This window comes from Bacillus sp. FSL P2-0099 (assembly GCF_038007445.1).
In the GTDB taxonomy this organism is placed as follows: Bacteria; Bacillota; Bacilli; order Bacillales; family Bacillaceae_G; genus Bacillus_A; species Bacillus_A mycoides.
In genome coordinates, this window is record NZ_JBBOXE010000001.1 from 2,971,899 (window position 1) to 2,987,219 (window position 15,321).

General features: G+C 33.2%; 15 protein-coding genes and 2 pseudogenes. 6 read left to right on the forward strand and 11 right to left on the reverse strand.

The features are described 5' to 3' along the window. The first annotated feature begins 60 nt into the window (after positions 1 to 60). Positions 61 to 480, forward strand: a pseudogene (locus tag MKY90_RS15260) (NUDIX domain-containing protein). An 18-nt stretch (positions 481 to 498) separates the two neighbouring features. Here the strand turns inward: MKY90_RS15260 and MKY90_RS15265 are convergent. Beyond that, positions 499 to 1,410, reverse strand: a complete 912-nt coding sequence (locus tag MKY90_RS15265) for a DMT family transporter (RefSeq protein ID WP_002120365.1) — start codon at positions 1,408 to 1,410, stop codon at positions 499 to 501. Between the two features lie 124 nt (positions 1,411 to 1,534). Between MKY90_RS15265 and pdxR the strand changes: the two genes are divergently transcribed. Next, positions 1,535 to 2,977, forward strand: coding sequence for a MocR-like pyridoxine biosynthesis transcription factor PdxR (pdxR, locus tag MKY90_RS15270; protein ID WP_063225763.1), 1,443 nt, complete (start codon positions 1,535 to 1,537; stop codon positions 2,975 to 2,977). A gap of 80 nt (positions 2,978 to 3,057) precedes the next feature. Beyond that, on the forward strand, positions 3,058 to 3,498 hold the full coding sequence (locus MKY90_RS15275) for a YaiI/YqxD family protein (protein WP_002120370.1): 441 nt from the start codon (positions 3,058 to 3,060) through the stop codon (positions 3,496 to 3,498). An 86-nt stretch (positions 3,499 to 3,584) separates the two neighbouring features. On the opposite strand, the gene MKY90_RS15280 is transcribed toward MKY90_RS15275, so the two are convergent. Then, positions 3,585 to 3,905, reverse strand: coding sequence for a DUF3892 domain-containing protein (locus tag MKY90_RS15280; RefSeq protein WP_002120371.1), 321 nt, complete (start codon positions 3,903 to 3,905; stop codon positions 3,585 to 3,587). Between the two features lie 231 nt (positions 3,906 to 4,136). Between MKY90_RS15280 and MKY90_RS15285 the strand changes: the two genes are divergently transcribed. Beyond that, positions 4,137 to 4,334, forward strand: a complete 198-nt coding sequence (locus tag MKY90_RS15285) for a hypothetical protein (RefSeq protein ID WP_033712249.1) — start codon at positions 4,137 to 4,139, stop codon at positions 4,332 to 4,334. Between the two features lie 340 nt (positions 4,335 to 4,674). On the opposite strand, the gene MKY90_RS15290 is transcribed toward MKY90_RS15285, so the two are convergent. From MKY90_RS15290 to MKY90_RS15300, 3 genes are read right to left on the reverse strand one after another with little or no spacing between them, the layout of a single operon-like run. Continuing rightward, on the reverse strand, positions 4,675 to 5,778 hold the full coding sequence (locus tag MKY90_RS15290; protein WP_002168107.1) for a Ger(x)C family spore germination protein: 1,104 nt from the start codon (positions 5,776 to 5,778) through the stop codon (positions 4,675 to 4,677). Beyond that, positions 5,775 to 6,875: a GerAB/ArcD/ProY family transporter gene (locus tag MKY90_RS15295; RefSeq protein ID WP_341091753.1), complete on the reverse strand. Its 1,101-nt coding sequence runs from the start codon at positions 6,873 to 6,875 to the stop codon at positions 5,775 to 5,777. Before MKY90_RS15295 ends, MKY90_RS15290 begins: the two co-directional genes overlap by 4 nt. A 4-nt stretch (positions 6,876 to 6,879) precedes the next feature. Next, on the reverse strand, positions 6,880 to 8,415 hold the full coding sequence (locus MKY90_RS15300) for a spore germination protein (protein ID WP_002120381.1): 1,536 nt from the start codon (positions 8,413 to 8,415) through the stop codon (positions 6,880 to 6,882). 69 nt (positions 8,416 to 8,484) lie between these two features. Here MKY90_RS15300 and MKY90_RS30440 point away from each other — a divergent pair. Continuing rightward, a pseudogene (locus tag MKY90_RS30440) lies at positions 8,485 to 8,710 on the forward strand (IS4 family transposase); the annotation flags it as partial. A 105-nt stretch (positions 8,711 to 8,815) separates the two neighbouring features. On the opposite strand, the gene MKY90_RS15305 reads toward MKY90_RS30440, so the two are convergent. Next, positions 8,816 to 9,523: an alpha/beta hydrolase family protein gene (locus MKY90_RS15305; protein WP_002185512.1), complete on the reverse strand. Its 708-nt coding sequence runs from the start codon at positions 9,521 to 9,523 to the stop codon at positions 8,816 to 8,818. Between the two features lie 320 nt (positions 9,524 to 9,843). Here MKY90_RS15305 and MKY90_RS15310 point away from each other — a divergent pair, with 320 nt between their 5' ends. Continuing rightward, the gene (locus MKY90_RS15310) at positions 9,844 to 9,981 is read left to right on the forward strand and encodes a hypothetical protein (protein WP_000283272.1); all 138 of its coding nucleotides are present in this window, start codon (positions 9,844 to 9,846) and stop codon (positions 9,979 to 9,981) included. An 870-nt stretch (positions 9,982 to 10,851) separates the two neighbouring features. Here the strand turns inward: MKY90_RS15310 and MKY90_RS15315 are convergent. The 5 genes from MKY90_RS15315 to MKY90_RS15335 all read right to left on the reverse strand — a co-directional run bounded on the left by MKY90_RS15315 (position 10,852) and on the right by MKY90_RS15335 (position 15,291). Next, on the reverse strand, positions 10,852 to 11,853 hold the full coding sequence (locus MKY90_RS15315) for a sensor histidine kinase (protein ID WP_033734115.1): 1,002 nt from the start codon (positions 11,851 to 11,853) through the stop codon (positions 10,852 to 10,854). After that, a complete protein-coding gene (locus MKY90_RS15320; protein WP_003190126.1) occupies positions 11,850 to 12,521 on the reverse strand; it encodes a response regulator transcription factor in 672 nt (223 codons plus the stop codon). The genes MKY90_RS15315 and MKY90_RS15320 overlap by 4 nt, the downstream gene beginning before the upstream one ends. 34 nt (positions 12,522 to 12,555) lie before the next feature. After that, positions 12,556 to 13,542: an alpha/beta hydrolase gene (locus MKY90_RS15325; protein WP_341091756.1), complete on the reverse strand. Its 987-nt coding sequence runs from the start codon at positions 13,540 to 13,542 to the stop codon at positions 12,556 to 12,558. 107 nt (positions 13,543 to 13,649) lie between these two features. Then, positions 13,650 to 14,474, reverse strand: coding sequence for a DUF2785 domain-containing protein (locus tag MKY90_RS15330; RefSeq protein WP_033730745.1), 825 nt, complete (start codon positions 14,472 to 14,474; stop codon positions 13,650 to 13,652). Positions 14,475 to 14,748: 274 nt separating this feature from the next. Next, entirely contained in the window at positions 14,749 to 15,291 is a 543-nt protein-coding gene (locus MKY90_RS15335) for a GrpB family protein (RefSeq protein WP_002168100.1), read from the reverse strand. Positions 15,292 to 15,321 lie beyond the last annotated feature (30 nt).

Sequence of the window (15,321 nt, forward strand, 5' to 3'; positions counted from 1 at the left end):
ATAATTCTGGATTTACCTTAATATCCCTTTTATGTATTTTATAGAGAAAGGTCGTGTTTTATGATTTCGAAACCGACATTTATCTCTAAAAACCCTACCGTCCAGTATGTATTACGGCCTAGTTGCTATGCGGTTATTTTTAACAATACTTGCTCAAAAATAGCTATCATCGAAAAAGGAGAACATTACTTTTTACCTGGTGACGGTATGGAAAGTACGGAAACGAAAGAAGCATGTTTACATCGTGAATTACTAGAGGAATTAGGTTGGGCGATTGAAATTGATCGTTCTATCGGTAATGCAGCACGATATTTTTATGCCGAAAAAGAAGATTCATGCAGTTGAAGTTCATGAATAAGACCATATTTTACAATGGATGTCTCCATCGCTTGCTATAGAACATTTAATTCATGATCATCAAAATGGGCTGTTGAACAAGCACTTTTACTACTAAATAAAAAAGGATCTCCTTCTATGTGAAAGAGATCCTTTTTACTGTTAGCTTACTTTTTTCAAATTGAGAGCTGTCTTTTTGATTCCGCCTTTTTTTACAACATATAAACCGATAAAGATAATAAGACCGCCAACAAGTTGCATCATATTGATTTGCTCTCCAATTGTTACAGCTGCAAAGATAACTGCGAACAATGGTACGAGATACATATAAACCATTACTTTCGTTGAACCGATTTTACTAATACCGACATACCACATTGCAAGTCCGAAGATTGTCGCAAAGACGATTGAATATGCTAGTGATCCCCAGCTTGGCGTATCTACTGGCCACGTTAATGTATTTACGTTGAATAAACAGTATATAACGAGAGGTACAATTCCAATTAAAGTAGACCATGATGTGACTCTCATTGCGGAGTATTTTGTGATAAGTGGTTGCGCTAAAATGGGATACCATCCCCACGCAATTGCTGCGACTAATCCAATTACATTTCCGAGCCACGCATACTCGTATGTAGCTCCTCCCGTATGCCCTGTTAATAAAACGAATGCTGCACCAATAAACGCTACTATTGAACCAATTTGTACTTTCATCGAAAAACGTTCTTGTTTGTGCAATACTGCTAATATCCCTGTAAATATAGGTGACATCGCAATTAATAATGAGGCGTTCGTTGCTGAAGTATATTTCACAGATAGCATAAACATCGTTTGATACATTGTCGTTCCAACGATACCGACTGCTAGTAATCGTAACCAATCTTTTCTTTCAATACGTAATGAGCGTTCCATTAAAAATGTAATAAGTAATAATACCGGTGATGCTACTAAAAATCGTAAACTATTAAATTGAATGGATGACATATATGCCACGCCATACTTTCCAATTGTATAATTTGCTCCCCATACTAATGCTACTGATACTAGGAGCCATTCCATTTGCCATCGTTTCATCCGAATCTCCCCTTCCCTATTTAGCATAGTAAAATTGGCTGGATATAACACCGTCCAATTGGCTGTTTTTTTACCCAGCCAATTTGTTATACTTAATGTATATAAGATTTTCGGAGGCGTTTGTATGGAATGGAAGCTAGATAACGACAGTAAAATCCCAATTTATCAGCAAGTTGTTGACTTTATTGAAAAACGTATTACATACGGAGAACTTCCCCCAGGTAGCTTCCTCCCTTCAGAACGGAAATTAGCTACGCAGTTAAATGTAAACCGAAGTACGGTAACGACTGCTTATAATGAACTACGTGCTATGGGAATTGTAGAAAGTACGACTGGTAAAGGTACACGTGTGAGTACACATATGTGGGGCGTTTCTCCAACATTAACGCCGAATTGGAGAAATTTCGTAGAAGGTGGTACTTTCTTACCAAACTTACCGTTACTTCGCCATATTCGGGCAGAAGTACAACAAAATGAGAACATTATAGATTTCGCAAACGGAGAGCTCGGTTGTAATCTCTATCCTCACGATCAACTACAAACAATTTTGCGAGAACAACCGTTAACGCAGTCATTAAGTTACGATCATCCCCAGGGGTATCTCCCGCTAAGACAAGCGGTAGTAAAATATATGAAGGAATATTTAAAAGTTGAAGCGACCGAACAATCGATTATGATTACATCCGGCGCCCAACAAGCACTTCACCTTATCGTACAATGTTTATTAAACCCAGGTGATGCGGTCGCTTTCGAAAGTCCATCACACTGTTATTCATTACCGCTATTCCAATCAGCAGGTATTCGTATTTTCCCGTTACCTGTCGATGAACACGGTATTAATCCAGACGATGTGCAAGAATTATATAGAAAGCATCGTATAAAAATGATCTTTTTAAATCCAAACTTCCAAAATCCTACGGGCACAATGTTGCATCCAAACCGTAGAAAAAAACTGTTATCACTTTGCGCAGACCTACGAATTGCAATCGTTGAAGATGATCCATCCAGTTTACTTACGCTAGAAAAGAAACAACCTTGTCCTACTTTGAAATCAATTGATGAAAATGGAACAGTCATTTATGTACATTCCTTATCTAAAATGATTGCACCAGGGTTACGAGTTGGCTGGCTTGTCGCTCCGCAGTCTGTCATAGAGCGATTATCAGATGCGCGTCACCAAATGGAATTAGGAATGAGTATATTCCCGCAGTGGCTTATACAACAATTTTTCGAAACTGTACCATTTCAGTCGCATATCGTACCGTTACGAAAACAACTAGCAGAAAAAAGAGACATTATCGTTCGCGCCCTAAACGAGCAACTTCACGATAAAATCTCTTTTTCAAACCCGACCGGTGGTATATACATATGGGGAAAATTAAACGAACCGATAAATGAAAAACAACTCATTATGCAAAGCTTAAAACAAGAAATTGCCTTTATGCCGGGTAGTATTTTCGGTGCTAAAGACGGTTATATTCGTTTATCTTACGGGAAAGTGAATATTGATCAAATTGAAAAAGGTATTTCTCGTTTGCGTGAGGCTATTTTGGTTTGTGGGAAATAACATTATGTAAAGAAGTCTCGTTTGACAAAAGCAAAATCTACCATTATTATCAACACGAACCTATTCATAGGAGTGATAAAATGAAGATCTACGTTGATGCAGATGCTTGTCCTGTAAAAGATGTAATTATTTTAGAGGCTACGAATGCAGAAATTCCCGTTACCCTCGTTACTAGCTTTTCTCATTATTCTAATGCGGAACAACCAAAAGGTGTAGAAACAATTTATGTTGATTCCGGAGCAGATGCTGCGGATTACCGAATAATGCAATTAGCCAAAAAAGAAGATTTAATCGTAACGCAAGATTATGGTCTTGCTTCGCTAGCTTTAGCAAAAGGCTGTATCGTTCTACACCATAAAGGCTATAAGTATACGAATGAAAACATTGAACAATTGTTACAAACACGGTATTTAAGTGCAATGGTTCGAAAAAGCGGTAAACGTACAAAGGGACCGAAACCATTTACAGCAGAAGATAAAGAGAAGTTTAGAGTGCTCTTTAAAAGTATAGTCGCACTTTAAAAATGAACCGTCTATTTGCAAGGAAAACTTCGCAAAACAAAGAAGAGAATATCCAAATGAACATTCTCTTCTTGAGGTTTACCTGTTTAAAATGAAGGTAAATTATCTAAGTTATTTTCCTTTATTCCATCAGGTTCACTACGTATAATATCTCTACCATACTTATGAAATACGTCCACATGAACTAACTTCCCTGATTTCGCTTCACTAAGAGCAGTAATATAATCTAACTCTCTCCCGCTACTTGTCTTAAAAGCAATTAAATCCCCATCATCATTTTTACGAACGGCAACAATTTGTTCTGCTCCCGAATCGACTTCCTGGTCCTGGACTACTTCCAATTGAGCTTGCTCTTCTCCTTGATGTAAGTATTCATTATAAACTTTTTGAAAGTCTTTTTTATCCATAAAACTCACCTCCAAAATATTTTATTAGTATGTTTGGAAGGTATTGGTTTTATGTACTTCTTCCATCAAGTTCACAAAAATACACTCCCTCAAAAAGATAACCCGGATCATAATTTTTCAATCTATTACAAATTTATTTTAGAACTTTATAGAGTACCTCTCAATATAAGATACTCAAAACCGATAATATTATATCGAAAACATTTAAGAAATAGAGCTGTTCAGATGAATATCAAATGGAATAGTGAAAACATTATATTTGAGACATTGAGAGAAGCTGAAGTATGGACGGACTCAATCGGGAATGAAATATATGGACGTGTTTATGATGGTTATGTAACACCTGATTATAAGATTGCCTATGTTCTATTGGCTGAGGTCCCTCATTTTAAAGTTCATACAGAAATAGACGTAAATAATGAACCTTAGCTATATAAAGTATGGGTTATTTCATCTGCTAAAACACCATAGCAATTAGTCTACAGTGCTGCTTATTTTAACCTGTATTATAAATACCGATTCCTTAACGTACAGGGAATCGGTTAATTTGCGTCCAAATTGTGTCTAAACGTACAATTTCCCCGAAATGGTATGGTGACCCATGCGCATCAACTTAAGAAAAGTAAACACCCCAAAAAAGAAAAAAATGTACTTTTTTGTTACAGACTAACAAAAAAGTACGTTCTAAGGGCGCTATGAACCTTTAAGCTGATGGAGATGTGATGCTACCCAGGAAGTTTCTAAAAAAAATTATTACTCTGAGTTCTTGTTACTTGATTGTACCCATTCCACCAATTTTAACATGTACATTAACTTTAACATCAGCCTTCGATAATGCTTTTCCCCATTTCTTTTGGACTCTTTTCCAATCTTTATATGTATAAGCTCGTGCATACAACCCCAATCCTATAGGATCAATTTCTGCTTTTTGTATTTTCTTTATTAAACGTTCTAAATCACTTTTTAACTGTTTTTCAATGCTTCTTTCTAATCTTTCTCCATCATTCCTAACATTAAAAGGAAACAGTCGTTCTGAAATTGAAATTCTCATATGTACATTTATATTAAACATAAAATGATTTTTGTATTGTACGTTTGTTTTTACTTTGGTACTTTGAGTATTAAAGCTTAACCAATGTTTTTCTTTGCTTTCAGATTGTAGCGGTACGGCAATAGTAAATGGAAATTCTCCCTGTATGTGATTCTGTAAGATACTTAATAATAAATTTTCTTTTGGTGTAATAGTTAGCTTATATCTATTCTGTTCATCAAGTAATGCTGAACCTATCAACTTTATATTGTTATTCTTTTTAAGTGCGCTAACACTCGCCGTCATTCCTTTTTCTTTTGTTTGGTTATGAAAATCTTGAAGAGTAGTTTTTACAGTAATATTTCTTCTATGTGCAGTCTCAATTAATTTTGCCAAATATATAGGAAGACGTGGTTTATTTTTGGGAGCATAATAAATTATGTCTGAAACAGGTCCATCCACAGCAACAATTCTTGTAGTAACCGTATTTTTGGGATCTCGATAAAAAGGATCTAAATAATCCGCCCACTTCTTTTGTTTTAAAAGTCGCTTACCAATCAAAATAAGTTGTGTCTTGCTTCCCGATGTCAAAGCCATAGCCATGGTGTCGAATTTTTCACGAGAGTTTCGCACTGTAACAGATTTCACACCATATTGTTCCTCTTTAATCTTGGCTTCTTTATTGAAAACAGGACTGGATAAGTATACTTTCAAATTATCATTTTCGTCCAAATCTAAACCCAGTATAAGCGTGAGTGTAACATCTTCTACATTCATTTGGTCTAAACACCCAGTGAGCAATATTAGCGGAATTAAAACACTGCATAATATTTTCTGCTTCAATGTGCTTCCCTCCGAAAGTATTTTTTGTGGATTAAGTTATATATCCATAAAAATACAGGGAATAAGAAAGCTAATACAAGTCCAGCTTTCGATGTAAGCTTTTGAAATAGTTCAGATTCATTCCATGAGGGATGGATCCAAAACGTTACTATAATTACTGCCAATAATAAAATAGCTACATGAAGAGTATGATCTTGTTTTCCAATTAGTTGACTAGAACAAAATACAGCACCGTATGCACAAGGAATCCATGCAGTAGAGACGACAATTAGATAAATAGCCAATAAAATCATATCAAACCGTTCTAAAAAACGAAATTCAATAACTTTAAGCAAGTTTAGTACAGGTTGATTAAACTCTAAAATTGCATCTGGACTGAAGTACGAAAAGCAGATAAGGATAGTAAATAGATAAAATATAAATGTTAAGGTATTTGCTATAATAATTCCTTGCGTTGCATATTGCTTTTTTTGCAAAAAAGGATAAAGAAAAAATGCAATTTCAAATCCTATAAAGGAAAAGATAGTAGACGGAACAGCCGAAAAGACAGGTTTCCAACCCTCCTTTAATACTGGAAGAAAGTGTAACCAATTGCTATCTTTTAATGGTATGAAGAAAAAAAATGGAATCCACATTGTCATATAAAAGCATAATTCGCAGTATCGACCTATTATCCGAACACCATTGCGTGCAACCAAAAAGGTTGGAATAGAGAATAGAAACAAAATAATATAGTCGGGTGTTTTTGGAAGAAGCCAGCCCTTAATATAAAGCATGCCATTAATTAGAACTGTCCATGCGTAAAAAGCAAAATATATCATATAAAGAATAATTACCATGGTACCAATGATTTTCCCAAACAATCGAATAAGAATTTCATATAAGGTATCATTTGGATAGTGTTTGGCTGTTTGAATTAGCAAAATACTGGCAGTCATAGCGCAAAACCAACCAATAAATAGTGCTATCCAGCTATCTGTTCCAGCTTTTTCTGCAAGTACCCTTGGAAGGGACAGAATTCCAGTTCCTACTTGTGAGGCATTAATAATAAAGATGTATTGCATGACAGTGATGTCATTATATGCATATTTTTTCATATTTTCACCCTTTATCAGGATTGGTTTCTTTGTGATTCTTCGTAATATTTTTAGATTTTCTCTTCATTGACCACAAAGGAAAGCGAACGAACGTGTCCTTCATACCTGATATTCGAAAAGGTGACAAAGGACTACCATAAGGAGTACCTAAAGACTCTAAACTTATAAGATGTGCAATTATAGTCATCCAGCCGATAATAATTCCTACAATTCCAAATAAAGCAGCTAATAACATCATAGGAAAACGCAGTAATCTTATTGCCAAACCCATTTCAAAATTAGGAACAATAGAAGAAGCTATAGTTGTAATAGCAACAATAATAATCATGATATTACTCACAATCCCTGCTTGAACAGCAGCTTGTCCAATCACAATACCTCCAACAATCCCTACGGTCTGGCTAATGGGAGTGGGTAAACGAAGGGCAGCCTCTCTCATCATTTCTAAGGTAATCTCCATAAGTAAAGCTTCTATCACCGGAAGAAACGGAACGCGTTCTCTCGATTCTGCAATTGATAAATAGAGCTGTACAGGAATAACTTCATAATTAAATGAAATAAACGCTACATATGTTGCAGGTAACAATAAGGCTATAAAAAAACTTATAAAACGTAGTAATCGAACAGAGGAAGATACTAACCAACGTGTGTTGTAGTCATCTACCCATTGAAAGAAGGAAATGAAATTTATGGGGGCAATCAAAACATTTGGACTTCGATCCACAACAATGGCGAATCTCCCCTGAAGGATGTGTGATACAGTTGAATCTGGTCTTTCGGTCAAGATAAACTGCGGAAAGGGTGAATATGGATTATCTTCAATAAATTCAATTATTTCGCCAGTATTAATAATCGAGTCCACCTTAATATTTTGAAATCTAGTTTCCAATTCCTTAAGTACATCTTGAGAAGCTACATCTCTTAAATATAAAATAGATACTTTGGTCTTCCCTCTACTTCCAATTAAAACCTCTTTTAATACTAACTCTCTATTAGGAATATATCTTCGTATTAAAGCTATATTCTGACTAGATGTTTCTACAAACCCTTGATGCGTCCCTTTTAGAGATATTTCATTTCTAGGTTCTGTTATATCTCTTTGTGGCCATCCTTTTGTATTTAGTTGATACCCTGTGTTTTGACCGTGAATTAATAAAATACTATCCCCTTGAAAAATAGCATTTTCGACTTGATTCCAAGTATTGATTGTTTGAATTTCTCCTATTGTGACAGGTAGACCATTACTAACATCAAATGGGTTATGCATCAAAGGGGGCAGTATATTATTATGAATAGATTGTTTATCTGTTAATCCAGATAAGTATATCAAAGCGGCTTCTGATTTATTTACTAGTTGAAATTGACGAATTACCAAATCAGGAGCTTGTTGAAAAAGCTTTTGAAGATCATTTGTGTTTTGGAATAAGTCACAGCTGATATTATGATTTCCCATAGTTTCTTTCTGAACATTTGAATTTCTGTTCTCCGAATCATTTATAGAATAACGTCCTTGTTTTAAAAATTTAAATATAGAAAACACAACATTGACTCCCCTCGAAAAGACTTTTCAGTATTTTTATTGTGTATAGTTTAAAAGGATTTATACCACTATTTACTTCAGCAGCAATTTTGTTCTTCAAGCAAAATTCCAACTTTGTAAACAATCTATTTTCACCATATCTTTACACTGTATTATAAAATATTTTAAGATTTTATGAATTTGCTTCTACATATCAGGATTGGATCGGAGTAGCCAAAATGCTAGTGTAAAATTTCAACTAGAGTATGCTTTACCAAGTGGTCAGTTTCTACATGTTCATGTAGGATCAGGAAAGTAAAATGAGAAAATTTATGGTTCCATTTGTTTAACGAGAATGCTTTGTGAATAGATCAATTGTTTTTTCAGATACATAGTCCTAATCTTTATCAAACGTCTCTTATTATTGTATATTCTTTAATAAGAATTCTGTAATCTCTTCATTTAGTTCATGATGGAAATATTCTCGATTAAAACCAGGTGGATCTTGCGACGGAAGAAAAGACGCATTCGTCATTTCTTTTGGAAACGGGCTAAGAAACGAAAAATGTCCTGCGTTCTCAACTATTTTATGTTGAATTTTAGTACTGTCAGTTATCCCGTTCAATATAATTTCCGCATGAAAATAAGGTGTAAATCGATCTTTCTCCCCAACAAGCATCAAAATAGGGATGTTTATGCCTTCCAAAGCCCCTTTTGTTTTAAACCAAACTGAAGCTGGCGCTAAAAGAACTAAAGATTTTATTCTGTAATCAGGTGTAACATTGATAAGATGAGATTTCTCATCAAAAGACTCATAAGGGAAAGAGGTTGATATTCCTCCTGATGCTGCTAATGCTGTGTATCCTCCCATAGAATGTCCGATGACTGAAACAGAATCAGGTTTTAAAACCTTTGTAAAATCTTCACTATTAAAGAACCAATCAATCGCCATAGAAATATGTTTTGGCCTAATAGTTAGATTATCGACTGTACCTTCCACTGTATTGTCGTTTCGATTATTGAATGGATGCTCAAGCATTTCCACAACAAATCCGTTACGAGCCAAGTGACGAGCAATCGTTCGATAAACTAATGGTGAACCACCAGTGCCATGAGATATTAAGACCAATGATACTTTAAATACATTTTTACTTTATTTGGATATGTACAATTACATAAAATTATGTATAATTTCGTCTAAAAAAGTCTTTCCATGTCGATTCATGTAGATTAAACTTTAAATATAATAGTTTAATGTTTTTGCTTCACCCTCTTCATAGGAGAAATGAAGGGTTGTTGTCATTTTCGTAATAGTAAGCGCTTATAAAATGTCCAATCATTTCGATATGTAATATTTCATAAAACATTGTTGGTTTATTTTTTAAAATATTCAGGGGAAATAGACGGAATTCAACAGAATAATTTATCAGACAGGGAGAAAATGATCGTATGTATCCAAAATTTATTGATAAAATAGCGTTTTCGAAGGCGCATAAAGAGTTATTAATTAAACTATATAATAAAGAAATTTCAAGAAGCGAGTATAATCAATTGGTAGATGCTTTTTATCGTCCACAACAAAAGTAAATATGAAGTACGTGTTTATTGTTTTATGTCTTTTGTAGAAACAAAGTTCGTTTTTATCATTTTTGGGACAAGCTCTTCTGCTAGGTTGATGGGCATGTGGAGGTACCCCTACTTCAAAATGTTATCTCCAACTTTTTGACACATTGTTTTTCATAGAAATCACGCCACTTCAAACGGTGTACCCTTTGATACGAAAATAATTCACATTAAATTATTGTAATTTTATATAAATTGTTTAAAATATAACATCTATATATCAATGTTATTCAATTGACTTTATAGGATCCACAATGGTGATATTCAGTCTTTGTACAATTGGATTATTAAGTAATATAGTGAAAATAATGAATGGCACAGCGAAAATATTTAACTATGTATTATTTGTATTTATCTTATCAGCAATAATTTATTATTTATAAACTTCTTATCAAGATGGAAGTGCTCTTTTCTAGTCTAATAAAAGTAATATATCGTTTTATTGCAACAAAACTTGAAGAAAGAAATCTTCTCGAAAAGACAGAAGTACTGCATAAATTCCAAAGCACTCGGCAGAAATCAACATTCTATTTTAACAGCAATCTTATTTAGTCTGAAATTTCAATTTAACTACAAAAACGATCCTTTTTGTAGGAACCTACAGAAAAGATCGTTTTTTTAATTCTTATTCTTTGCTGAAATGCTCATTTATGATGGGATCGAGTGATGGACCAAATATTCCCCCTTTTTTAAAACCTACGCGATTTCTTCAAAGTTTCCAATATATCATCTGTAAAGGCAGTATCCCCCTCTGCTTCAGTAAAAAGGTTTGGGTTCCGTAACGACATGATAGGCGTTATTAATAAAGCTTAAACTAGAAATTCAAAATGAAATTTATATATTTTTTTGAGTGTTTTTAAAAGAAAGCATCGTCCCCTCACTATTTGATTGTAAAGTGTATTTTATATTGAACATCTTTGATATATCTTCAATATTTTTTAATCCTATCCCCGTTCCTTTGACATTTATATCAAAGCCAATTCCATTATCTCTAAAGGAAACAATATCTTCATCTATAATGATTTTGAGTTTTTTAGCTTGTGAATGTTTAAGCACATTTTGAAAAATATTATCGAATAGCCTTTGAATCCATAACTCATTACTATCCCATATCAACTCTTTATCTTGTGGATTATATACTAATTCAATTTTATGAATGCTATACAAATAGCTCCATTTTTTCATCATATTTTCTATTAAATTATGTATATTCACTTCATCGTTCACAATATAAGTATTCTCTAAGGTCTCTGTAGATTGAATATTAAATTCGTTAGTTAAATTACTTATATATTGTATCTGCTCATACAGTGATTCAAGTACTGGTGCTTGTTCCTCGTACTCACCTTCTAAATAATATAATTGTAATCTAACCGCAGTTAAGGGTGTATTAATATCATGCCGTAATTTATTTAATAGTTCTTTTTTTATTTGTTCCTGTTGTTGTAGTTCTAATTCTCGATAAGTCGTTCTTTCTATAAGCAAGTTTACTGATTTAATCAGTTCCCCCATCTCATCATCGATTTTGACATCTATTATATTAGGGATTTTTTTATCACTTGCTAAATCTCGAATCGTTTGATTTAATACATTAATTTTATTTAATAATGAGTTAATCGATTTTGAAAATAAAAAAGCTAATACTAATAGTGATAATAAAAATATGATTAACATAGTAGGATATGCAAAGGATTCGTGAAAAGGAATGTTTTTGTTTTTAGTTTTAAAGACAACATTATAAATAACTGATACAAAGATACTAATCGACAACAATAACAGTGGTACGCTAACAATAGCGGAGAATAGTAGTAACTGATATTTCTTCTTTAATTTCATTTCTTCATAAAGGTATTTAATCTATACCCTTCTCCATATATGTTCTGAATAATGTTACCTGTTTTATCATCGATTTTGGTCCTAATTTTCTTTATATGTACGTTCATGATATTTTGATTTCTATCTTCGAGTTGCCATAAGTAATCAAAGAAGTGTTCTTTTGTTAGAATTCTATCCCTATTTTCATACAAATAGAAAAATATTTTACGCTCAATCGCTGTAAACACAACTTCATCACGCAAACCATTAATGAAAACCCTTTTATATTCTGCATCTATAAATAAATGTTTAATTTGCGTGAAAGTACCATATTGATTATCTAACATTTTCTGAATTCTTAACAATAATTCTCGAGGATCAAAAGGTTTTATCATGTATTCTTCTCCAATGATAAGACCTTTTAGTTTACTATCCATATCATTCCGAGCTGATAGAAATATGATTGGAATATTTAATCCTAGATTTTTTATTTTCTTTGTAATTTGATAACCATCTTCACCTGGTAACATAACATCCATTATGACTAAATCTATTTCATGAATTACATCAAGAACATTCTTTCCTTCTTTTTCCCAATACACTTTATACTTCTCACGCTGCAAAATTTTTTGTAATAAATCTCCTATCATCAAATCATCTTCAACAATTAATATGTTATATTCTTTCATTATATAGACCTTCCATCACTAAAATAACAATAGCTTAGTTCTTCAGTACTTTATTATTAATAAAATCCGTAGCAAGTTTGTATATTTCATCAGGAGCGTGTAAATAAATACTATGTGTACTTTCAATTTTTTTCACATCAGCTATCAATAACTTGCTAGCAAACTCCTCATAATCTCTGTTTTTTTGCTTTGTATATTTCGAGTTTTTATTTTCCCTAGCAATCGCATCTATAAATAAAATTGGTGTTTCTTTTGGGAATGATAAGGAATTAGATTTGTTACTGTTATTGTAACTTTGTAAAAGTTCTTGCTTCATATCATCATTAAAAGCTTGTTTATATGAGAGCGCTTTATAAATATTTTTTTCCTGTTCGGTTAAAAAGGATTGCTGAATTACTTCGGGATTATAAGTAATAGAAGGAACTAATCGCTGAAAACCAATTTTCGTTAAAATATTCATTCCTTTTATTCTTAATGAATCAACCTCGTCTATTTTATGAGTTACGTACTGATTAGGTAAACCAATATCTAACGCAATAATCCCTTTTACTTCACTTGGGTATTTTTGTGCCCAATAAATAGCCTCTATACCCGATAGAGAGTGTGGCACTAAAATATAGTGAGGTTTATTTCCACTTCTAATAAGCGCTTTTCTCGTTTGTTCTAATATCTTATCAATATCTCTATCATCATGAAAAACATCACTGTATCCATAACCAGCTCTCTCAATTACAGAAATCTTGTTTTCTTTCGAAAATTTACTATATAGGCCTTTCAATTCATAAACAGGAGCGGCAATTCCAGATCCGGCCATAAATACAAACGTATCCTTCCCGCTCCCCTCATTATAAACATTCACATTTTTATTATTGAAATTAACAAGTTCACCTTCATTATTAATTAATTTCGATTCCATTCTTAATTGATAGTTATGATATATAAATACAGCGCCTATTCCAAGAAAAATAATGCTAATACACACAAAAAATATAATCTTTCCTATCTTCAATAATTTTTTCATTTGACACCCCTTTCAACTTATACTGAAAGGGTACAATGTAAAAATAAATTTCTAATAAATTTTTGAAAATTATTATTTTCTCTTTGTTTCTAAAGTATTGGTCATTTTTAATACCTACGCAATTTCTCCAAAGTCTCCAATATATCATCTGTAAAGGTCGTGCTTCCCTCTTTCTCTAAAACTCTGAAATATAAACTTCTTAAGAAAGCTCTAATATTTTGTACTAAAATATCATGCTGAGGATGCGGGATGTCTTCAACAATTGCTATACTATGTAGCCAATTGCTCCACTCTTCTTCAGTTAAAATATTTTGGTTACGCAACGACATAATTGGCGTTACTAATCTCTCATCCTCAAAGTGTATGTATACGTAGTCATTCAATCGAATCTTCTGACGAACAGCAGCTAGTATTGCATATGAAAACTCACGATTTTGTATTGTACGTGCTAAAGCATCTAGTGCATCTGCCGCATGTGCAGTAGAATGCGCCCAGCCTTTTCCTTCTACGTAACCCCTTACATCTTCTTCTAAATAGACATATTCCAGAACTTGTTCTGCTACACTGTACAGTTGTTCTTCAGATAACAATGGTTCTCTTTCATGAACAGATAAAATAAGTGGTGGAATTAAAACAGAGAACGCACGTTTAAAAACAGAATCTGTGCCCTTTTCACCAATTTTATAAAATAAATAATCAGGACTAATTGCTTGTAACATTAATCCTCGTAATTCTTTTTGTCTAAATACATCATTTGTAATCCATTTGTGAAGCGTACTATAAATCAAATCATCACGTAATTCAGCATCAGGTGATCCGATATAATCTAACATCCACTGTGCATATGGATATGCGTCTACGTCTTCTGGCACAGCATAATTATTATTTTGAATTTGTTGTAATTCTTCTTTTAGTTCTAGCACTTCTGTCATTATATTCCCTGTCCCCTTTTTACGTTTTTCAACTTATTTTCGCCTTATCCCCTGTAATTCCCCTCATAAATTAAGTCGACTTTTAATATAGTTTTAGTCCCTATCTTTCTATGAACTTGATTCAATTATATAAATTTCTCCCGAGAAATAAAAGGAAATACATTGGAACACCAAAGCTTCTCACTTTGTTTACATGCATTTCATGTAAGTTTAGGCTATAAAATAAAGTATTTTTTTCATTTATATTCAAACGTAGTTACAATCAAAAATTAAATCATTTTAGAACTTGTTTAATAAATTCTGTTTTAGCTTTTGTGTATGCTTCTCTATCTTGGTTAAACTTTTTTGCTAACTCTTGCTTTAGATTTGAATAATCATAAACTAATTGTGGATTTTCTCGTAAGCGGTTACGAAATAAAAGTTGTTGCTCCCATCGTTCAGTTCCTTTAACCATCAAATGCAGATGAGCTACACGCCTATTATTCTTCACTTTCACAAAGAACCTTCTCCAAGGTCTTTCATCTAATTCCGGGCCTACATAATGCCAATCATATATAGCCAATTTTGCTGAAATATCGAGCACTCTATCAAATGAGTCTGTTTCAGCCATTAGATCAATGATAGGTTTTGCAGGTAAACCAGGTATGGATGTACTTCCTATATGTATTACTTTGCTAATACCGAGAGGAGTAAGCAGTTCATAAAGTTGCCGTTCTTCATATCGGCCTTTATCTTGCCAATCAGGATTTGCATTAACTATCTCTACTGACTCATTCGCCCATACAGGCCAATCGTTCGGATTATCTTTTTTATCCACCCGACGCATCCCCTTTCACGAACTTTTTGT